Below are 19,321 nucleotides of genomic sequence, written 5' to 3' on the forward strand. Positions count from 1 at the left end.
ACATTTCTACCAATTTTGACACGATTTAAGCCAACGCCCAATAATTTCCTAATAAATCATACATTACACGATTGCCATAAAATAAAATAAAGGCAAGTAACATGGGAGAAAAATCAACCATCCCTGTTCTAGGTAGTAGGCGACGAACAGGTTTGAGCAAGGGTTCTCCCAATTGATGTAATAAATAACTTAAAGCTCCACGATTAAACCAACTTAAAATCGCTCCTAAAAATAAAATATATAAAAGCAATTCACCAAAAGTTCTTAAGGTGTGTAATAACGCAATAATTACGCTTTGTCCAATGGGAAAACGTGCACCCACTATCGCAAAAATCATATGATATTTTAATACGCCTAATACAAAGACAACAAAGAGCGGTGCAAAATTAACATTTTTTATTGTTAGCAAAACTTTTTGCAAAGGCAAAATAATTGGATTAGTGAATTTCACCAAAGATTGTGAAAAAGGACTATAAAAATCAACACGGCAATACTGAAACCACATACGTAACATAAAAAGAAAACTTAATACGTCAAAAATAGTATTCAATAAAAACTGAATTGAATTTAATTGATAAATCATTATAACCATCCTTTACGTTTAAAATACCAATAAGGTGCAAATGCTGCTAATGCCATCAGGCCCAATGCCAGCGGATAGCCGAACTTAAAACCTAATTCCGGCATATTACTAAAGTTCATTCCATAATTTGATGCTACTAACGTTGGCGGTAAAAAAATTACCGATACAACGGAGAAGATTTTAATAATACGGTTTTGTTCAATATTGATAAAGCCCATAGCAGCTTGCATCAAAAAGTTTACTTTTTGAAATAATGACTCATTATGCGGTTGTAGGGACTCAATATCACGCAAAATTTCTCGAGCTTGTTCTAACTGATTGGTAGGTAAACGTGTTTTACGCACTAAAAAACTCAATGCACGTTGAGTATCCATTAAACACAATCGTACTTTAGAACTGGTATCTTCTTGTTCAGTGATAGTTGCTAACGCCTGATCAAAAGCCTCACCTTGTTTACCTTCTAAAATAATACGACTCAATTTTTCCAAATCAGCGTACACATTTTCAATTACGTCAGCTAATTGTTCAATTTTAGTTTCAAATAAGTCTAATAACACCTCATAGGCATTACATTCAACTAAACGTTGATTGCGTGAACGCATACGGTATAAACGAAATGCTGGCAATTCACGATCTCTTAAAGTAAATAATCGCCCGTCACGAATGGTAAAGGCAACGCTGGCTAAATCGGCATAATCATTTTCATCTTCGCAATAAAAGAAAGAGTGTAAATGTAAGCCATCTTCATCTTCGAAAAAACGTGCAGACGCTTCAATATCCTCTAACTCTAAAAAAGTGGCTAAATTTTGCCCAAGTCCTTCCTGTAACAAATCACGCTCTTCTTTACTCGGCTCAAGTAAATCCAACCAAACCGCATTATTTAACTCTGTATCAGCACTTTCATCGATACGAACCAAACGGGCATCTTCGAGTGAAAAAGCATTAATCATTTTGTCATGCTCCTCTAAAGGGATTATGAACAACGCAATGAACAAAATAAAATCAAATAAGACACGTATAAAGTGCGGTGAAAATTATATTTGATTAAAAGATACCTGAAAAATAGGTAATGGAACTTACCTGCGTAATCCCGCCGATAAGTGCTAGAAAGACAAGACGAGATTTAGAAAAAAGATAATAGGTATCGACTATGACTGTCCAAAGTGTATGTCCTCTTGTTATTAAATCGTGCGGAATGTTACGCTTGAAATAGCTGTTCGTCAAGGATTTTTGCAAGAAAAATCCCACTAAAAGCGGGATCTTATAAACAACTTTCGATTTGACTACTTTGTAGGGTAATCCCACCAAATATCGAATAATTCACTGATTTCAATTTGTTGTAAACCGTTTTTCTCCAACCAGTTTTTCACCAAAGTGCGATGACTTTCATCACATTTTCCCAATTTTTCCAAACAAACTAAACCTTCCCAATGAAGATAACCGCTACCTTCGTAAGCAAGTCCGTTTTCTTGAATAACTTCACGAATAAAACGATCAACGACTTCATCTACTTGCTCAATAGAGGTGTTTTCTGCAAATTGCCAATTCACTAAAAAGCCAAGCTCTTGGAATTCTGCTAAGTGCATTTTTTTACGTTGTCTTTGATTACGTTTAATCGCCATACTTTTCTCCTATTGTTACTATTCTTGTCAGGCTGGGCAATCATAGCATATTTATCGCCTGTCCTTAATAAAAAAACAAAATCCGAGCTTATATTAATTATTTGTTGTGAAGTAATGAAAAAAATCTTTGTATCGCTGGGGAAATAAATTTGTCTTTATAAAAAATATAATTAATCCCTCTTTCAAAAGTTAAGTTTTTTAATGGAATTTCAACTAACAGTTGACTATGCAATTCATGCGTTACAGCCAGTCTTGAAATAAAGGAAACCCCCAAATTATTGATTACACAATGTTTAATTCCTTCTAAGCTGTTAAATTCCATTATTTTTAGTTGTGTAATTTGTTCATGGTCAAAATGTTGAAAAATAAATTTTCTTGTTTCAGAAAGATTAGGTTTCATGATGAGTTGTTGCTGGCTAAGTGCGGTGAAATCACATGCTGTTTTTTTTGCTAAAGGATTTTTAGGTGAAGCAATTAAAATGAGTTCGTCAGATAAAAATCTGTGAGTTTGATAGGTTTGCGGATCAAAATAAATTTGATCCGACATAATCAAAAAATCAATTTGGTGATTTTCTAATTTATGAATGAGTTGGGGGGAAGGTAAAATATCAATACTTAGCTTAACGTTAGGTGATATTTTTTTATATTCGGCAATTATTTTCGGGAGCAAATAAACACCCACAAAATGGCTGGCACCAATAGTAATTTTTCCGTAGTTGGGATCATCGTATTGATGGAGATGTTCTATTGAAGTTTCCAATGTAGAAAGTGTTTGCTTTGCATAATTTTGGAAAATCTTGCCTTGTTCGGTTAAATAAAGTCGATTATTAATTCGCTCAAATAAAACTGTATTTAATGACTCTTCAAGTTTTTTAATCTTAATACTTACTGACGGTTGCGTGCAAAAGAGTTTATTCGCAGTTTCTGTTACATTTAAACATTCAGAAAGTACTATAAAAGCTTTAAGTTGACTTAAATTCATATCAATTCCATAAAAATAATTTATAGCTTGTATAGAATAATACAATTTTTTTATGTTTAATCAACTCTCTATAATCAGATTATTCTATAGACAATATATGGAGTAACTCACCATGAATGACACAGTAATTCAAAATCAAGAACACCAATCTGCCCGAAAAGAATGGCTGAAAAAAATCGGTATCCCGTTAGCTTTAATCGTATTACTTGTATTGATGTTCATGCCAACACCTGATGGTTTAACGGTACAAGGGCAAAAAGCGATTGCAATTTTCTGTAGTGCTTTAATCCTTTGGGTATGTGGTTCAATTCCTATTTATTTAACATCTTTGTTAGTCATTATTTTATTGCCATTAACTCAGACTGTTGCGAAAGATAAAGTTGTTTTCGCCACTCTTGGTTACGATGTAATTTGGTTGATGGTATCTGCTTTTGTGCTGACTTCAGCAATGATTAAATCAAATATTGCTCGACGTTTTGCTTTATGGATGATCACTCATTTTGGACAAACACCACGCAAGGCTATGTTTGTTTTGATATTAATTAATTTTATACTAGTTTTCTTCGTACCTTCTACAACTGCCAGAGCTTCACTCATAGTACCAATTTGTTTAATTTTACTGGAAATTTATCGTGCGGTACCGGGTGAAAGCAATTTTGGTAAATTAATGATGTTACAAGGTGTGCAAGCTGATGCAATTGCAACATCAGGTGTAATGACAGGAACTGCCGGTAATATTATTGCGGTTGGATTTATTAATAATCAAGCTGGCGGAGATATTGGTTATCTTGATTGGCTTTTGGCATCTTTCCCCATAGCTTTTGTTACCATGATAATTTCTTTCTTAATTGGTTTTAAACTGTTCTCAATGAAGAAAGAAACTCATTTTTTTGAAGCTTTATCTCGTCTTCAAGCAGAATATAAAAAATTAGGTTCTTTAACTTTAGATGAAAAGAAAGCTATGGCAATCTTTTTGCTTACGGTTCTACTTTGGGCAACGGAAAGTTATCAAAAAGCATGGTTCGGCTTCAAAATTAGTGTTTATATGACCGCTGTGATAGCAGCAGTTCTCTGCTTAATGCCAAGAATTGGATTACTCACTTGGTCCGAAGCCAAAATTAAATGGGATTTAATGCTGTTTGCTGCCGGTGCTTATGCAGCAGGTAACACCTTAGAATCGACTAAAGGTGCTCAATGGATTATGGACAAAGTCGTTCATGGATTAGGTTTAGAAACAATGAGCCATACGGCTGTTTATGTGGTAGTAATCTTCGTATGTATGTATGTATAGCCACTTGATTTTTACCAGTAAAACGGTCAAAACGACAATTCTTATTCCATCTATTATTGCCTTGGCACAATCTTTAGGGATGAATCCTGTAACCTTAGCTTTAGCTGCGTCATTTACACTGACATATACTATAACGTTGCCTCCACATTCCAAAGTAAACACAATTTATTTTGCCACTGGTTATTTTAGTGTGTTGGATCAAATGAAATACGGTTTGGTTACTTGCTTTATCGGTGCCTCGATCATTTGTTTATCAATTTTTACTTGGTTCCAATTACTTGGATATACCTTATAAAAAAACGGAGAGGAATCATGCGATTAATTTTATTACGTCACGGCGAAACGCTATGGAATCAAGAACATCGCCTACAGGGACACCAAAACTCGCCGTTATCTGAAAAAGGTATTCAGCAAGCGAAAGCTATTAAGCCTTTGATTGAGCAATTCTCACCTAAATATGTGATCAGTTCAGATTTGGGGAGAGCACTACAAACAGCGGAAATTATTGGTTATAAAAATCCAATTAAAGACAGTGAGCTTAGAGAGTTGGCAATGGGAGAATGGGAAGGTTGTAGAAAAACGGAAATAATAGCTCAACATCCGGCTTTATATCAGGATTGGCGTAATGGCGATTACACACCGAATGGGGCTGAGAGTTGGCAAGCATTTTGTCAACGTATTTCACAAGCACTACTAAAATGGGCAAATAAATACGATGACGATATTCTAGCTATTGTTCATAGCGGTGTAATTCGAGCAGCTTGTGAATCCTTAGTATCTCTTTCTACTAAGCATCTTTTGCCTGTAACTCAAGGAACATTGACGATTTTTGACATAAGTTCTGATCTACCTATAAAACTGGAGGCATACAACTTAGGGTGTTTTATGCCTACTCGCAATGTAGCAGATTAAAAGATTATTTATTTTAAAATCTAGTAAAAAATAACTGCACTTTATCGGATTTGTTTATCATTTAAAGTGCAGATTATTTTTGTTAGGGTTTATTTTACCCATTGCATTTTATATTCTGTTAATTTACTTGAAAGAGAATTTATTTAGCAACAGTTGCTTTAATTAGTTTTTCTGCTTTGGCTAAACTATTTTCTACTGCTGAATAAGGGGTTTTAGAATGGCTAACTACTTGTTCAGCAGTATTTAATAACACTTTCACTTCGCCTTGTTCCGCTTCAGTCACTAACACCTTTAATGGTAATTGTAATGCAAGACTGGGATCTTTAACCATCAATGGTGTGCCTGCTTTTGGGGTGCCGTAAATAATTACCGTTGCAGGTTGCATTGTTAGCCCCGCTTCTTTAGCAGCTTTTTGATGATCGATTTTTGCGAAAATGGTCATTCCTTTTTCTGTGAGTGTATCTGTAAGCACAGTTATTGTTTGGTCAAAACTGTACTTACTTTCAAAAGATTGTGGTTGAAGTACATCGCTATGTGCCATTGCGACTTGGCTTGCGAAAAGTATTGAAAAAAGAGCTGTTTTCTTCATAAATTACCTCGTTATGTTATGTTTTTAATAAAAAATAAATCCCAAACCCCATGTCCTAATTTATGTCCACGTTGTTCAAACTTGGTTAAAGGTCGAAAATCCGGACGTGGGATATAGTCATTTGTGGCGGAAGTATTGTGTAAACCTACCGCACTTGTTAATACTTCCAACATATATTCCGCATAATTTTCCCAGTCCGTTGCCATATGAACAAAGCCGTTTGGTACCAGTTTTTGTTGAATTTTTTCAACAAAGTGCGGTTGTACAATTCGGCGTTTATGATGTTTTGTTTTATGCCAAGGATCGGGGAAAAATAGTTGTAATCCGGCTAAACTATTGTCTGCAATACAGTCTTGTAAGATCTCGGTTGCATCATGGCAAATAACACGTAGATTTTTTACCTGCTTTTCAACTGCATAAGCGATGCAAGCACCTACTCCCGGCGTATGTACTTCAATGCCAAGATAATTTTTATCGGGATTTTGTAGTGCCATTTCTACTAAAGATTTCCCCATACCAAAGCCAATCTCCAAAATCACAGGGTTGGTGTTGCCATAAATCTGTGTGAAATCAAAAGCAGTTGTTTGATACTCAAGTCCTAATGTTGCCCAATTATTATTCATCATGTTACGCTGAAATTCGCTTAAACGTCCTGTGCGTAATACAAAGCTACGAACTTTGCGTTTATAACGTCCATCTTCAGTAAATTCAGCTATTTCAACGGTCTTTCTTTTTTGATCGGCAAACGTAATCTTTTGTTCTGTCATTTCATTTGACTACTTGTTAATTTTGGGGGCAAATTATAAGGGGTTTAATAGAAAATATAAAGTGCGGTTAAATTTATCAATTAAGATAAAGCCGCACTTTTTATTTGATTATGTTACACTTCTTTTTATTTTGATTACCTAAATTATGCAGGCTCAATCCTCTATTAACAATCCTTTTGCTTATACAGTACTTAAATGGTATCGGCAATTCGGGCGTAAAAACTTACCTTGGCAGCAAAATAAAACTCTATATGGTGTTTGGTTATCCGAGGTGATGTTGCAACAAACTCAAGTAGCGACAGTTATTCCTTACTTTGAACGTTTTATTAAAGTTTTTCCAAATATTACCGCACTTGCCAATGCACCTTTAGATGAAGTGCTACACTTATGGACAGGACTTGGTTATTATGCAAGAGCTCGCAATTTGCATAGGGCTGCACAAACCATAAGAGATCAGTATCAAGGTGAATTTCCAACGGATTTTCAGCACGTGTGGGCTTTACCCGGTATTGGACGTAGTACAGCTGGGGCGGTTTTATCTTCAGTACTTAATCAGCCTTATCCTATTTTGGACGGTAATGTAAAGCGAGTGCTGACTCGTTATTTTCAGGTGCAAGGTTGGACTGGTGATAAAAAAGTAGAGGATAAGCTTTGGCAATTGAGTGCGGAGGTTACCCCTACAGAGCAGGTCGCAGATTTTAATCAAGCTATGATGGACTTAGGTGCGATGGTTTGTACTCGTACAAAACCTAAGTGCTTGTTGTGTCCATTAGCCATAAAGTGCGGTGCTAATTTAAACAATAATTGGGTAGATTTTCCGTCTAAAAAGCCGAAGAAATCGTTACCTGAGAGAAAAAGTTATTTTCTGATTTTGGAGAATCAAGGTAAGGTTGGTTTAGAACAACGCCCTATTTCAGGACTTTGGGGCGGATTATATTGTTTTCCGCAGTTTGATACCCTGACTGAATTATTGGCTTATCTTTCTCAGCAAGGTATTCAACAATATCAACAATGGACGGCATTTCGTCATACATTCAGCCATTTTCATTTAGATATTTATCCAATTTATGCACAAATACAAACTGAGGAAGTGGAATTTGATCGCACAGATTGGAAAAAAATTGCAGAAAATAACGTAGAATATTGTTCTCCTATATCAAGTGCGGTCAAATATTGGTATGATCCTACCAATCCAAGCCAAATTGGTTTGGCTGTGCCGGTTAAAAATTTATTGATCGAATTTCAAAAAAGGAAATAATTATGGCAAGAAATGTGTTTTGCACTTACTTAAATCAAGAGGCTGAAGGATTGGATTTTCAGCTATATCCCGGCGAGTTAGGTAAACGGATTTTTGACAATATCAGTAAACAGGCATGGGCGGAATGGATGAAAAAACAAACCATGTTAGTTAATGAGAAAAAATTAAATATGATGAATTCCGAACATCGCCAGTTATTAGAACAAGAAATGACAAATTTTCTTTTTGAAGGGAAAGATGTTCATATTGAGGGCTATGTGCCTCCGACAGAAAAATAATTTAACATGAAAAAATATATTGTATTTGCGATTATTCCTTTTCTTTTTGCTTGTAGTAGTTCTACGCTAAATGATGACTATGATGAAGCTTTTGCAAAAGATACTCAAGGACTTGATATTTTAACCGGACAATTTTCTCATAATATCGATCAAATTTGGGGAGTAAATGAACTCCTCGTGGCAAGCAGAAAAGACTATGTAAAATACACAGATAATTTTTACACTCGCAGTCATATCAGCTTTGATGAAGGTTCTATTATGATTGAAACATTGGGTGATAAAAGTCGTTTATATCATTCGATTATTCATACTTTATTAATGGGTGCGGATGCAAAAGGAATCGATTTATTTACCTCTGGCGATGTGCCTATCAGTTCTCGTCCATTCCTCGTCGGATTAGTTGTTGATCATAAAGGTAAACAAGTTAAAAATATTGCGACGGCAAGTAATTTTGCAAATTATCTTTTACAAAATAAGTTGCAAACACGTTACCTCACTAATGGGAATCCTGTACAGTATGTTATTATTCCAATGGTTGCAAACCATGTTGCAGTGCGTGCCCAACGCTATTTACCTCTAATTCGAAAAGCCGCCGGACGTTATGGGATAGATGAAAGTTTAATTCTTGGTATTATGCAAACGGAATCAAGTTTCAATCCTTATGCAATTAGTTATGCTAACGCAATAGGTTTAATGCAAGTTGTACCTCATACTGCAGGGCGAGATGTATTCCGTTTAAAAGGGTTAAACGGGCAACCGTCAAAAAAATATCTCTTTAATCCCGCTAAAAATATTGATACAGGTGTTGCCTATTTGACTTTATTACGGGATAAATATTTAGATGGTATAACAAATCCAACTTCAAAACGTTTTGCAATGATTTCCGCTTACAATAGCGGTGCCGGAGCAGTACTACGAGTGTTTCATAATGATCGAGATATAGCAATTAACAAAATTAATCGCTTATATCCGGAGCAAGTATATCGTATTCTTACTACTATGCACCCCTCTGAGCAAGCAAGAAATTATTTACTCAAAGTAGATAAAGCACAAAAAAGTTATAGGGTGATTAAGAATAGCGAATCTGATTTGCCTTAATAAACCATAACAAAAGAATAATTAAGTTACGCATGCTTAAAAGCTAAGATATACTTAACTGACTTTTCATTAAACTTATTCATGGAGAACTGTTATGACTGCCCTTTTTACCACTGCTCAAAACTGGCTCGCTCAAGACCCTGATGCGGAAACTCGTGCAGAATTACAAACATTACTCAACCAAGCCAAAGCAGGCGATATGAATGCACAGAAAGAGTTACATAACCGTTTTAACGGTCGGTTGCAATTCGGTACCGCTGGTTTACGCGGTCGCTTACAAGCTGGTTCTATGGGTATGAACCGTGTACTCGTGGCTCAAGCAGCGGGCGGTTTGGCGGAATACCTAAAAGGCTATGATAGTGAACCCTCTATCGTATTAGGTTATGACGGTCGTAAAAACTCTGATGTGTTCGTACGAGATACCGCTGAAATTATGGCTGGTGCGGGCATCAAAACCTTCCTTTTGCCACGAAAATTGCCAACACCTGTACTGGCTTACGCTATCAAACACCTCAACACTACGGCAGGCGTGATGGTCACCGCAAGCCACAACCCTCCTGAAGATAACGGCTATAAAGTTTATTTAGGTAAAGCGAACGGCGGGGGACAAATCGTCTCCCCAGCCGATGTTGACATCGCTAAACTGATTGACAAAGTGGCTAACGGCGATATTCGTGACTTACCACGTAGCCAACACTACACAGTGTTAGACGATGAGATCGTAGAGGCATATATCGCAAAAACCGCCTCTATTGCCAAAGAGCCACAAGCAAATATTAACTACGTTTACACCGCAATGCACGGAGTAGGCTATGAAGTGTTGAGTAAAACCTTAGCGAAAGCAGGCTTACCACAACCACATTTGGTCGAAGAGCAAATTCAACCTGATGGATCATTCCCAACGGTCAATTTCCCAAATCCAGAAGAGAAAGGTGCGTTAGATTTAGCAATTAAACTGGCAAAAGCAAAAAATGCCGAGTTCATCATTGCCAACGACCCTGACGCAGACCGTCTTGCAGTTGCGGTACCTGATTCGGAAGGCAACTGGAAACCTTTGCACGGTAACGTGATAGGCTGTTTCTTAGGTTGGTATCTAGCGAAACAATACCACGCACAGGGCAAACAGGGCAAATTAGCTTGCTCACTAGTTTCTAGTCCTGCTCTGGCGGAAATTGCGAAAAAATACGGTTTCCAATCCGAAGAAACTTTAACCGGTTTCAAATATATCGGCAAAGTGAATGACTTATTGTTTGGCTTTGAAGAAGCTTTGGGCTACTTAGTCGATCCAGACAAAGTACGTGATAAAGACGGGATTTCAGCTGCTATTGCCTTCTTAGATTTAGTCCGTAGCCTGAAAAAAGAGGGTAAAACACTAACAGATTACGCTAATGACTTTACTGCGGAATTCGGTGCATATGTAAGCGGGCAAATCTCTATTCGTGTGAACGAATTATCAGATATCGGCAAAATGATGACCGCACTTCGTAAAGAACCACTAACAGAATTAGGCGGTTTCGTTACACAATTTATTGATCACAGTAAAACTGATCGTGCTAGCGATATTCTCGTGTTTGTGCTTGAAAATGGTAGTCGCCTTATTGTTCGTCCATCCGGCACCGAGCCGAAAGTGAAGTTCTACTTAGATGTGTGCGGTACAGATCCGAAAAATGCAGACGAAGTATTAGCGGAGTTTGATGAGAACGTACGCCAAATCCTCCGACAAGAGAAGTACGGAAAACAGGATTGCTAATTTAGCATAAACACAAAAGCACGTTTTATACCTACCTGTTATTTTATCGACTCCATATAAAAATCACCGCACTTTTATCTCAATAACGAAACAAAAGTGCGGTAGTTTTACAGCAAAATCAGATAAAATTATTCCTGTGAAGAAATACGTTTCATGTCTGTCATATAACCACGCAATTCCTGACCGATTAATTCAATCGGATGCTGACGAATTGCATCATTTACATCACGTAACAAAATATTATCGATTTCTGTTGCTGGTGTTGACTCACCTAAATCACCACGTTTTAACGTTGGAATAATTTCTTTAGCTAAAATTGGAGCTGCTACGTTAGCAAATAAATAATTACCATACTCAGCGGTATCAGAGATGACTACATTCATTTCATATAAACGCTTACGAGCAATTGTATTGGCAATTAATGGTAACTCGTGTAGTGATTCATAATAGGCAGACTCTTCATAAATTCCCGTTTCTACCATTGTATCAAAAGCCAATTCAACGCCAGCTTTAACCATTGCTACCATTAATACGCCATGATCGAAATATTCTTGTTCGGAAATTTTAATATTTTCTCCTTTCGGTGCATTTTCAAATGCTGTTTTACCGGTTTGTTCACGCCATTCCAATAAATTAGCATCACCGTTTGCCCAGTCTTCCATCATGACACGGGAAAATTCACCGCTGATAATATCATCCATATGTTTTTTAAATAGAAAATCCAATTTTTCTTTAATTTGCTCGGAAAGGGAAAATGCACGTAACTTAGCGCTATTGGATAACCGATCCATCATTAAGGTAATACCGCCTTGTTTTAAGGCTTCAGTAATTGTTTCCCAACCATATTGAATTAATTTACCCGCATATGCCGGATCTTTACCATCAGCGATTAACTTGTCATAACATACTAAAGAACCAGCCTGTAACATACCGCATAAAATTGTTTGCTCTCCCATTAAATCGGATTTTACTTCCGCAACAAAAGAAGATTCCAAAACACCAGCACGATGTCCACCAGTAGCCGCAGCCCATGCTTTAGCAATGGCTAACCCTTCACCTTTCGGATCGTTTTCAGGATGAACAGCAATTAACGTCGGCACACCGAATCCACGTTTAAATTCTTCCCGCACTTCCGTCCCCGGACACTTAGGAGCGACCATTACCACAGTGATGTCCTGACGAATTTTTTCTCCCAGTTCAACAATATTTAAACCATGCGAATATCCCAAAGCCGCTCCTTGTTTAATTAACGGCATAACATCGGCAACAACTTTAGAGTGTTGTTTATCTGGTGTTAAATTAATCACCAAATCTGCCGTAGGAATTAATTGCTGATAAGTTCCTACAACAAATCCGTTTTCACTTGCTCGCTGAAAAGAAGCACGCTTTTCCTCAATAGCTTCCGGACGAAGAGCATAAGCAATATCCAAACCGGAATCTCGCATATTTAAACCTTGATTTAATCCTTGAGCACCACATCCGATAATGACAATTTTTTTACCTTTTAAGAAATTAACCTCATCGGCAAATTCCTCACGATCCATAAAGCGACAACGACCTAACTGGTCAAGTTGTTGACGCAAATTTAATGTATTGAAATAATTACCCATTTCCAATCTCCTTATGTAATATTCCGCTGGTTATAACCAAATTAAAATTTACGGTAAAAGCATTATACATAAATTTGCTATTGCGTAAATTGACTTTATTGAAAACTTTTATTTCGTTTTCTCAAATAGATCTGTTTTTGTTTGTAATTTATTTTTTTAATTTAAAGTAGTATGAAAAAACAGTATAATTAAGGGGTTAGTTAATTTTTTCTTAACTTCTTAATTTTAAGAATAATTTCTTTTTTGGGGGAATAATGAGAATATTTAAATCAATAAAACAATTCTTTGTTAAGCCATCTGCAAAAATAGGGTTAGGTATCCTTTTGGTCGGCGGTGCCTTTGCAGGAATTGTAGGTTGGATTATCTTTAATGCCGTTCTTGACCATACCAGTCAAGAAGAATTTTGTATAAGTTGCCATTCTATGCAATATCCATTAGAAGAACTCAAACAAACCGCTCATTGGTCCAATGATAAAGGGGTTTCCGCAAGTTGCCCTGATTGTCATTTACCTCACAATACGGTGGATAAATATATTCGTAAGATTCAAGCAACAAAGGAAATTTTTGCCGAATTAAGCGGTAAAATTTCTTCGAAAACAGGCTTTGAAAAACACCGTCTAGAAATGGCAGAAAGGGAATGGGCGAGAATGTCCGCTAACGGTTCGGCGGAATGTAAAGCTTGTCACAGCTATGATCGAATGGATTTTGACAAAATGTCAGAAATTGCACGTAACGCTATGATACCTGCTGCCGAAAAAGATCAAAGCTGTATTGATTGCCATAAAGGAATTGCACATCATCTTCCTGAAATGTCACATTCATCATCAAAAAGCAATGGTTTATCTTCAAGCTCTTTACAAGCAAATAAAACCTATTATACGGAAAATAATGTCGCTCTTTTTGCTGATGAAACAATGGGGCAAGAAATCGGGCAGTTAGAAACTGGCGTACCAGTACATTTTGTGAAAACAACACCAAAAGCGGATTTAGTTGAACTGGAAATGTGGCGAAAAGACAAGGGCTTTGGACGAATTTGGTATAATCAATTCGGAAAAAATATTACCGATGCCATACTAACTAAAGAATTTATGTCGGCGGAGCCTAAATATGATGTATTGGAAAGTATTGAAGATCCTATTACCGGTCTAACTTGGCAAAAAGTAAAACTTTCTGTATGGATTGGTAAAAATCAACTTATTGAAAATATTGATAATTTATGGGCTGACGCGGAAAAAATTTATAAAACACAATGCAGTACTTGTCATAGACAACCTGATGTAAAACATTTTGATTCAAATACTTGGATTGGGCTGTTTAATGGTATGGTCGGTTTTACTAATATTGATAAACCAACAGGAAAACGTGTTTTACGCTATTTGCAGATGCATTCATCTGATTTTCAACCGCACGATAACAATCATTAATGAGGAATAAAACTATGCAACAATCACGTCGTCAATTTTTGAAAAATATGTCTGTTATGGCTGCGACTTTTGCAATGCCTAACTTCCTCGTTGCTAAAAGTGCGGTGGAAAATAAACAAGATTTATCACAATGGAAAATTACCGGCTCCCATTGGGGTGCAATTCGTGCCAAAGTCATTAATGGTCGAGTAAGTGAAATTAAACCTTTTGAGTATGATGAATACCCAACCGAGATGATAAAAGGAATCAAAGGGTTAATTTATAGTGAATCTCGCATTCGCTATCCAATGATACGATTAGATTGGCTTAAAAATAGACACAACAGCAATACAGAGCAACGAGGAGATAATCGCTTTGTACGTGTGACGTGGGACGAAGCCCTTGACTTATTCTATGAAGAGTTAGAACGAATTCAACAAAATTACGGACCTTGGGCTTTGCATACGGGTAACGTAGGTTGGCGTTCAACAGGACAATTCCACAGCTGTGGTAACCATATGATCCGAGCAATCGGCATGCACGGACACAGTGTCAGTACTGCTGGAGATTACTCTACCGGTGCCGGACAAATTATCATGCCTTATGTGTTAGGCTCAACAGAGGTTTATTCTCAAGGAACATCATGGGAGATTTTACTTAAAGAGAGTCAAAACATCATTTTTTGGGCAAGCGATCCGGTAAAAAATTTACAGGTCGGTTGGAACTGTGAAACCCATGAAGCCTATAAATATTTAGCCCAACTCAAACAAAAAGTAGCAGATAATTCAATTAATGTAATTTGTGTTGATCCTGTGAAAAGCAAGACTCAAAATTATCTGGGATGTAAACATCAATATATCAATCCGCAAACTGACGTGCCTTTTATGCTCGCCATAGCATATGTGCTTTATACGGAAAATCTTTATGATAAGCAGTTCCTCAAAATGTACACTGTAGGATTTGAAAAATTCGTACCTTATTTAACAGGCGAGTCAGAAGATAAAACAGCAAAAACCCCTGAATGGGCAGAAAAAATATGTGGTATTTCTGCAAATAAAATTCGTGAATTTGCACATTTACTGGCAGGCAAACGAACTCAATTGATTTTTGGTTGGGCCATTCAGCGTCAACAACACGGTGAGCAACCTTACTGGATGGGTGCCGTCTTAGCCGCAATGCTCGGACAAATCGGTTTACCAGGTGGGGGAATCAATTATGCCTATCATTATAGTTCTATCGGTATACCTGAATCAGGAGCCGCCATGCCGGGCTCTTTCCCTTTGAACTTGGATGAAGGACAAAAACCGAAATACGAAAGCACGGATTATAACGGTTATAGTGCGATTATTCCTGTAGCTAGATTATCTGATTCCTTATTAAATCCGGGTAAAACAATCGATTTTAATGGACAAAAAGTGGTTTATGCTCCATATAAAATGGCAATCTTCAGTGGTTGTAACCAATGGCATCGTCATTCTGAACGCAATAAAATGAAGCAAGCTTTTCAAAAACTGGAAACTATAGTATCAATTAATTACAGTTGGACAGCCACTTGTCGTTTTTCAGATATTGTATTACCAGCCTGTACGCCTTTTGAACGTAATGATATTGATGTTTACGGTTCATATAGTAACCGTGGAGTCATTGCTATGCAAAAATTAGTCGATCCGCTTTACGATTCTCGTTCAGATTTTGAAATATTCAAAGAATTATGTCGCAGATTTGGTAAAGAGAAAGAATATTGTCGTAACATGGATGAAATGGAATGGGTAGAAAAACTTTACGAAGACTGTCGAAAAGAAAATGAAGGTAAATTTGCTATGCCGGCCTTTGAAAAATTCTGGAAAACAGGATTTGTACTTTTTCCGGAAGGTAAGCCTTGGGTAAGACATGCAGACTTCCGAGAAGATCCTGAACTTCATGCAATTGGTACACCATCAGGTTTTATTGAAATTTATAGCAACAAAATCGCTTCCTACGGTTATGAAGATTGTAAAGGTCATCCAATGTGGTTTGAAAAAACGGAACGTTCTCATGGCGGACCAAAATCAGATAAATTTAAATTCTGGTTGCAATCAGTTCACCCTGATCAACGTTTACATTCACAACTTTGTGAATCAAAAGAATTACGTGAAACTTATACTATTCAGGGTAGAGAACCTTTATTTATCAATCCAAATGATGCAAAAGAACTAGGCATTGCTCATGGAGATCTTGTGCGAGTTTATAATGATCGAGGTCAAGCTATTGTAGGTGCACACCTTTCAGAGGACTATCCAAGCGGTGTAGTGCGGTTACAAGAAGGTGCATGGTATTCACCGTTAGATGAAAAAATCGGCTCTATTGATACTTATGGCGATCCGAATACTATGACTCTTGACATAGGTTCTTCTAGCTTAGCTCAAGCTGTTTCTGCCAATACATGCCTTGTTAATATTGAAAAATATAAAGGCATTGCTCCTGAACCTAATGGTTTCAAAGGTCCAATAGAAATTGCATTATGATAACGTTGAATACCGAAGAAAAAATCTTTATTTATTCATGGCTTAAAAATATATTAAGCCATGAATTAACTGAACAGCAGCTACAACAATATCAACAAGGGGTTTTTACTCCCTTGTTTGATTTTTTGTCAGAACAAGATTTGGCGAAGCAAATAAATACTGTTCGAAACTCACTCATGCAATTATCTAATTTGCCTTTAGCTCATTTAGAATTAGCTGCGGATTTTGCCCAACTTTTCTTGTTGAATGGAGAAAATAGTGCTTTGCCTTACGCCTCCGCTTACTTATCGGAAAAAGAACTAAATCAACATATTGCATTTATTGACCATTTACTATTTAAATACCAGCTAAAGTTTGATCACAATCTACGTGAACCCAGCGATCATCTCGCTGTTTATTTAGAATTACTGATAACCCTTGAAAAGAGCGGTCAAAAAGAGAAAAGTTTTAACTTTATTCAACATTATTTATTAGCTTGGCTTATTCCTTTTAATAAAAAAGTACAAAAAATTAAAACAGAAACCTCGTTCTACCAAGCCATAACAGAAATATTAATCACGCTGTTAAATAAAAATGTAAAACTCTCATAGCATTTAACAAAATCATCAACAAATTAGTGAGTGATTTTTATGCTGGATATAAAAAAGCTAATCTTAAAAGATTAGCTTTTACTTTATTTAATTTGCCTTTCAATCACACCGCCACCGAGACATACCTCACCTTGATAAAAAACAGCTGATTGTCCCGGCGTAACAGCAATTTGTGGCTCATCAAACCGCACTTCAATACAATCATCATTTATAGGAATAACTTCACAAGCAACATCTTTTTGACGATAACGTGTTTTGACTGTACAACGTAAATTTTGACGAATTGGCAAGCGATCAATCCAATATAGCTGAGTAGCCATTAAACCTTGTGATAACAGGGCAGAATTATCATTTCCTTGTGCAACTACTAGTACATTGTTAATTAAATCTTTGTCTACCACATAAAAAGGATCTTCACTTAACCCTTTTACTCCACCAATACCTAATCCTTTACGTTGACCTAAGGTGTAATACATTAAGCCATCATGTTTGCCGATGACTTTACCGTCAACCATGCGAATTTCACCCGGTTGAGCAGGTAAAAATCTTTCCAGAAAATCCTTAAATTTACGTTCTCCAATAAAACAAATTCCTGTAGAATCCTTCTTTTCCGCCGTAATCAAACCGAGATCTCCTGCTATAGCCCTAACAATCGGTTTTTCAATTTCACCTACGGGAAATAGACTTTGTGCCACTTGATCTTTGCTCAAGGTATAAAGGAAATAACTTTGATCTTTATTACTATCCAGACCACGTAATAATTTTGTTTGTCCATTTACATCGGATCGACGAACATAATGTCCTGTTGCAATGTAATCAGCACCTAAATCTTCTACCGCATATTCCAAGAAAGCCTTAAATTTAATTTCTTTATTGCATAAAATATCAGGATTTGGTGTTCTTCCGGCTTTATATTCAGCTAAAAAATGCTCAAATACATTATCCCAATACTCAGCAGCAAAATTAATTTTATGTAGCTTTATTCCTAATTTATCACACACAGCCTGTGCATCAGCTAAATCGTTAGCGGCAGTACAATAATCCGTATCATCATCTTCTTCCCAATTCTTCATAAACAATCCTTCAACTTGATAACCTTGCTGTTGAAGAATAAAAGCGGACACAGAGGAATCAACACCACCGGACATACCGCAAATCACTTTCTTTTTACTGTTTTTAGCAATTTCAAGTGCGGTAAGTTTTGGTAGTTTTTTTTCATAAACAATGGATTTCATATTTTTATTTATTTTTAATAATCAAGTTAATTTTTTATTGAAGGTAATTTTTAGATAAAAACATAAATACGCTTTCATATTGCGAGGTGTTTACATCAAACATCTGTAAGAATCTGTCAGCCGCTTTTCTATCTGCAATTTCTTTTTGAACAAATCGTTCAAAATCTTTCTTCAAACTGTGGGAAAAAGATTTTCTCATATTAATAAATTTGACTAATAATGTATGAGAATAATAACCTTGCTGAAAAATATCCTTTAAAATATTGTCCTGCTCGATCATTAATTTGTTAATATTATCAAATTGTTCTTCAATAATTTTCTTATCTTCTGTGGAACTAATTTTCTCTGAAATTTTCCATTTCTCAGCCAAAATTTCATCTAACTTAATAAAATTATACTTTATTTTTTCAGCATCCTTCACTGGTGCAATAAGTGTATAACTTGAACCATCAATCTTTATTTCCTTTGGGTTAGTCTTCTTTTCTACAGCGAAAGCAATAGAAAAAATTTGAGAAATTACAAGTATCAAAAAAAGTAATTTTTTCACAAAAGCTTCTCCAGATAAAAAATATCAAGAATATTAACGTTATTTCAACTCATAAAACTGCGGTTGTTTTTTCGCAAATTTTTCTTCATATTCAGTTTTTGCATCTTCATCACCAGCAGCAAGTTTAGCCTGCAAGTTATCACATGGAGTATCACAATCACAGACTTTTTTCATCCCTAAAGCAGATATACCACCACAACTTCCAGCAATGGACTTACGTTTTATGATATAACCAAGAGACATACCTAAAATAACTAAAACAAAAATAGCAAAAGTGACTAAAAATAATTTCATAGAAACTC

18 protein-coding genes and 1 pseudogene are annotated in these 19,321 nt (G+C 36.2%); 9 read left to right on the plus strand and 10 right to left on the minus strand.

Features of this window, described 5'->3' with window-relative positions; genetic code table 11:
• Positions 1-25: 25 nt before the first annotated feature.
• The 4 genes from HSM_RS09380 to HSM_RS09395 form a co-directional block, all read right to left on the minus strand.
• The gene (locus HSM_RS09380; RefSeq protein ID WP_012340918.1) at positions 26-583 is read right to left on the minus strand and encodes a YggT family protein; all 558 of its coding nucleotides are present in this window, start codon (positions 581-583) and stop codon (positions 26-28) included.
• Positions 583-1,533, minus strand: a complete 951-nt coding sequence (corA, locus tag HSM_RS09385) for a magnesium/cobalt transporter CorA (protein WP_011609804.1) — start codon at positions 1,531-1,533, stop codon at positions 583-585. The genes HSM_RS09380 and corA overlap by 1 nt, the downstream gene beginning before the upstream one ends.
• Before the next feature lie 333 nt (positions 1,534-1,866).
• A complete protein-coding gene (locus HSM_RS09390; protein ID WP_012340919.1) occupies positions 1,867-2,205 on the minus strand; it encodes a YggL family protein in 339 nt (112 codons plus the stop codon).
• A gap of 97 nt (positions 2,206-2,302) precedes the next feature.
• Entirely contained in the window at positions 2,303-3,187 is an 885-nt protein-coding gene (locus HSM_RS09395) for a LysR family transcriptional regulator (RefSeq protein WP_012340920.1), read from the minus strand.
• A 112-nt stretch (positions 3,188-3,299) separates the two neighbouring features.
• On the opposite strand from HSM_RS09395, the pseudogene HSM_RS09400 reads away from it, so the two are divergent.
• Positions 3,300-4,773: pseudogene (locus HSM_RS09400) on the plus strand (SLC13 family permease).
• A gap of 17 nt (positions 4,774-4,790) precedes the next feature.
• The gene (locus HSM_RS09405) at positions 4,791-5,390 is read left to right on the plus strand and encodes a histidine phosphatase family protein (RefSeq protein WP_012340921.1); all 600 of its coding nucleotides are present in this window, start codon (positions 4,791-4,793) and stop codon (positions 5,388-5,390) included.
• Between the two features lie 139 nt (positions 5,391-5,529).
• Here the strand turns inward: HSM_RS09405 and HSM_RS09410 are convergent, their stop codons facing one another.
• Entirely contained in the window at positions 5,530-5,979 is a 450-nt protein-coding gene (locus HSM_RS09410; protein WP_012340922.1) for a DUF302 domain-containing protein, read from the minus strand.
• Between the two features lie 11 nt (positions 5,980-5,990).
• Complete coding sequence (gene trmB, locus HSM_RS09415) at positions 5,991-6,746, minus strand: tRNA (guanosine(46)-N7)-methyltransferase TrmB (RefSeq protein WP_012340923.1); 756 nt, start codon at positions 6,744-6,746, stop codon at positions 5,991-5,993.
• Positions 6,747-6,891: 145 nt separating this feature from the next.
• Between trmB and mutY the strand changes: the two genes are divergently transcribed.
• The 4 genes from mutY (at position 6,892) to HSM_RS09435 (ending at position 11,130) form a co-directional block, all read left to right on the plus strand.
• A complete protein-coding gene (gene mutY / locus HSM_RS09420; protein ID WP_012340924.1) occupies positions 6,892-8,004 on the plus strand; it encodes an A/G-specific adenine glycosylase in 1,113 nt (370 codons plus the stop codon).
• A gap of 2 nt (positions 8,005-8,006) precedes the next feature.
• Entirely contained in the window at positions 8,007-8,282 is a 276-nt protein-coding gene (locus tag HSM_RS09425) for an oxidative damage protection protein (RefSeq protein WP_011609813.1), read from the plus strand.
• A gap of 6 nt (positions 8,283-8,288) precedes the next feature.
• On the plus strand, positions 8,289-9,380 hold the full coding sequence (gene mltC, locus HSM_RS09430) for a membrane-bound lytic murein transglycosylase MltC (RefSeq protein ID WP_011609814.1): 1,092 nt from the start codon (positions 8,289-8,291) through the stop codon (positions 9,378-9,380).
• A 94-nt stretch (positions 9,381-9,474) separates the two neighbouring features.
• Positions 9,475-11,130, plus strand: coding sequence for a phospho-sugar mutase (locus HSM_RS09435; RefSeq protein ID WP_012340926.1), 1,656 nt, complete (start codon positions 9,475-9,477; stop codon positions 11,128-11,130).
• Positions 11,131-11,258: 128 nt separating this feature from the next.
• Here the strand turns inward: HSM_RS09435 and ilvC are convergent, their stop codons facing one another.
• Positions 11,259-12,740: a ketol-acid reductoisomerase gene (gene ilvC / locus HSM_RS09440; protein WP_012340927.1), complete on the minus strand. Its 1,482-nt coding sequence runs from the start codon at positions 12,738-12,740 to the stop codon at positions 11,259-11,261.
• A 254-nt stretch (positions 12,741-12,994) separates the two neighbouring features.
• On the opposite strand from ilvC, the gene torC reads away from it, so the two are divergent.
• From torC to torD, 3 genes are read left to right on the plus strand one after another with little or no spacing between them, the layout of a single operon-like run.
• The gene (gene torC, locus HSM_RS09445; protein WP_012340928.1) at positions 12,995-14,164 is read left to right on the plus strand and encodes a pentaheme c-type cytochrome TorC; all 1,170 of its coding nucleotides are present in this window, start codon (positions 12,995-12,997) and stop codon (positions 14,162-14,164) included.
• A gap of 14 nt (positions 14,165-14,178) precedes the next feature.
• On the plus strand, positions 14,179-16,647 hold the full coding sequence (torA, locus tag HSM_RS09450; RefSeq protein ID WP_012340929.1) for a trimethylamine-N-oxide reductase TorA: 2,469 nt from the start codon (positions 14,179-14,181) through the stop codon (positions 16,645-16,647).
• Positions 16,644-17,237, plus strand: a complete 594-nt coding sequence (gene torD / locus HSM_RS09455) for a molecular chaperone TorD (RefSeq protein ID WP_012340930.1) — start codon at positions 16,644-16,646, stop codon at positions 17,235-17,237. Before torA ends, torD begins: the two co-directional genes overlap by 4 nt.
• Before the next feature lie 83 nt (positions 17,238-17,320).
• Here torD and mnmA read toward each other — a convergent pair whose 3' ends face one another.
• The 3 genes from mnmA to nqrM are packed head-to-tail and all read right to left on the minus strand — an operon-like array spanning position 17,321 to position 19,313.
• Complete coding sequence (gene mnmA, locus HSM_RS09460; RefSeq protein WP_012340931.1) at positions 17,321-18,472, minus strand: tRNA 2-thiouridine(34) synthase MnmA; 1,152 nt, start codon at positions 18,470-18,472, stop codon at positions 17,321-17,323.
• Between the two features lie 34 nt (positions 18,473-18,506).
• Positions 18,507-19,019 carry a hypothetical protein gene (locus HSM_RS09465; RefSeq protein ID WP_012340932.1) on the minus strand — a complete coding sequence of 171 codons (513 nt, stop codon included), beginning with the start codon at positions 19,017-19,019 and terminating at the stop codon, positions 18,507-18,509.
• A 39-nt stretch (positions 19,020-19,058) separates the two neighbouring features.
• Positions 19,059-19,313 carry a (Na+)-NQR maturation NqrM gene (gene nqrM / locus HSM_RS09470; RefSeq protein ID WP_012340933.1) on the minus strand — a complete coding sequence of 85 codons (255 nt, stop codon included), beginning with the start codon at positions 19,311-19,313 and terminating at the stop codon, positions 19,059-19,061.
• Positions 19,314-19,321 lie beyond the last annotated feature (8 nt).

It is taken from the genome of Histophilus somni 2336, assembly GCF_000019405.1.
Lineage (GTDB): Bacteria > Pseudomonadota > Gammaproteobacteria > Enterobacterales > Pasteurellaceae > Histophilus > Histophilus somni.

Coding starts and splice junctions, on each gene's coding strand:
- HSM_RS09380 (WP_012340918.1), bottom strand. CDS start 583: ATGATTTATCAATTAAATTCAATTCAGTTTTTATTGAATACTATTTTT.
- corA (WP_011609804.1), bottom strand. CDS start 1,533: ATGATTAATGCTTTTTCACTCGAAGATGCCCGTTTGGTTCGTATCGAT.
- HSM_RS09390 (WP_012340919.1), bottom strand. CDS start 2,205: ATGGCGATTAAACGTAATCAAAGACAACGTAAAAAAATGCACTTAGCA.
- HSM_RS09395 (WP_012340920.1), bottom strand. CDS start 3,187: ATGAATTTAAGTCAACTTAAAGCTTTTATAGTACTTTCTGAATGTTTA.
- HSM_RS09405 (WP_012340921.1), top strand. CDS start 4,791: ATGCGATTAATTTTATTACGTCACGGCGAAACGCTATGGAATCAAGAA.
- HSM_RS09410 (WP_012340922.1), bottom strand. CDS start 5,979: ATGAAGAAAACAGCTCTTTTTTCAATACTTTTCGCAAGCCAAGTCGCA.
- trmB (WP_012340923.1), bottom strand. CDS start 6,746: ATGACAGAACAAAAGATTACGTTTGCCGATCAAAAAAGAAAGACCGTT.
- mutY (WP_012340924.1), top strand. CDS start 6,892: ATGCAGGCTCAATCCTCTATTAACAATCCTTTTGCTTATACAGTACTT.
- HSM_RS09425 (WP_011609813.1), top strand. CDS start 8,007: ATGGCAAGAAATGTGTTTTGCACTTACTTAAATCAAGAGGCTGAAGGA.
- mltC (WP_011609814.1), top strand. CDS start 8,289: ATGAAAAAATATATTGTATTTGCGATTATTCCTTTTCTTTTTGCTTGT.
- HSM_RS09435 (WP_012340926.1), top strand. CDS start 9,475: ATGACTGCCCTTTTTACCACTGCTCAAAACTGGCTCGCTCAAGACCCT.
- ilvC (WP_012340927.1), bottom strand. CDS start 12,740: ATGGGTAATTATTTCAATACATTAAATTTGCGTCAACAACTTGACCAG.
- torC (WP_012340928.1), top strand. CDS start 12,995: ATGAGAATATTTAAATCAATAAAACAATTCTTTGTTAAGCCATCTGCA.
- torA (WP_012340929.1), top strand. CDS start 14,179: ATGCAACAATCACGTCGTCAATTTTTGAAAAATATGTCTGTTATGGCT.
- torD (WP_012340930.1), top strand. CDS start 16,644: ATGATAACGTTGAATACCGAAGAAAAAATCTTTATTTATTCATGGCTT.
- mnmA (WP_012340931.1), bottom strand. CDS start 18,472: ATGAAATCCATTGTTTATGAAAAAAAACTACCAAAACTTACCGCACTT.
- nqrM (WP_012340933.1), bottom strand. CDS start 19,313: ATGAAATTATTTTTAGTCACTTTTGCTATTTTTGTTTTAGTTATTTTA.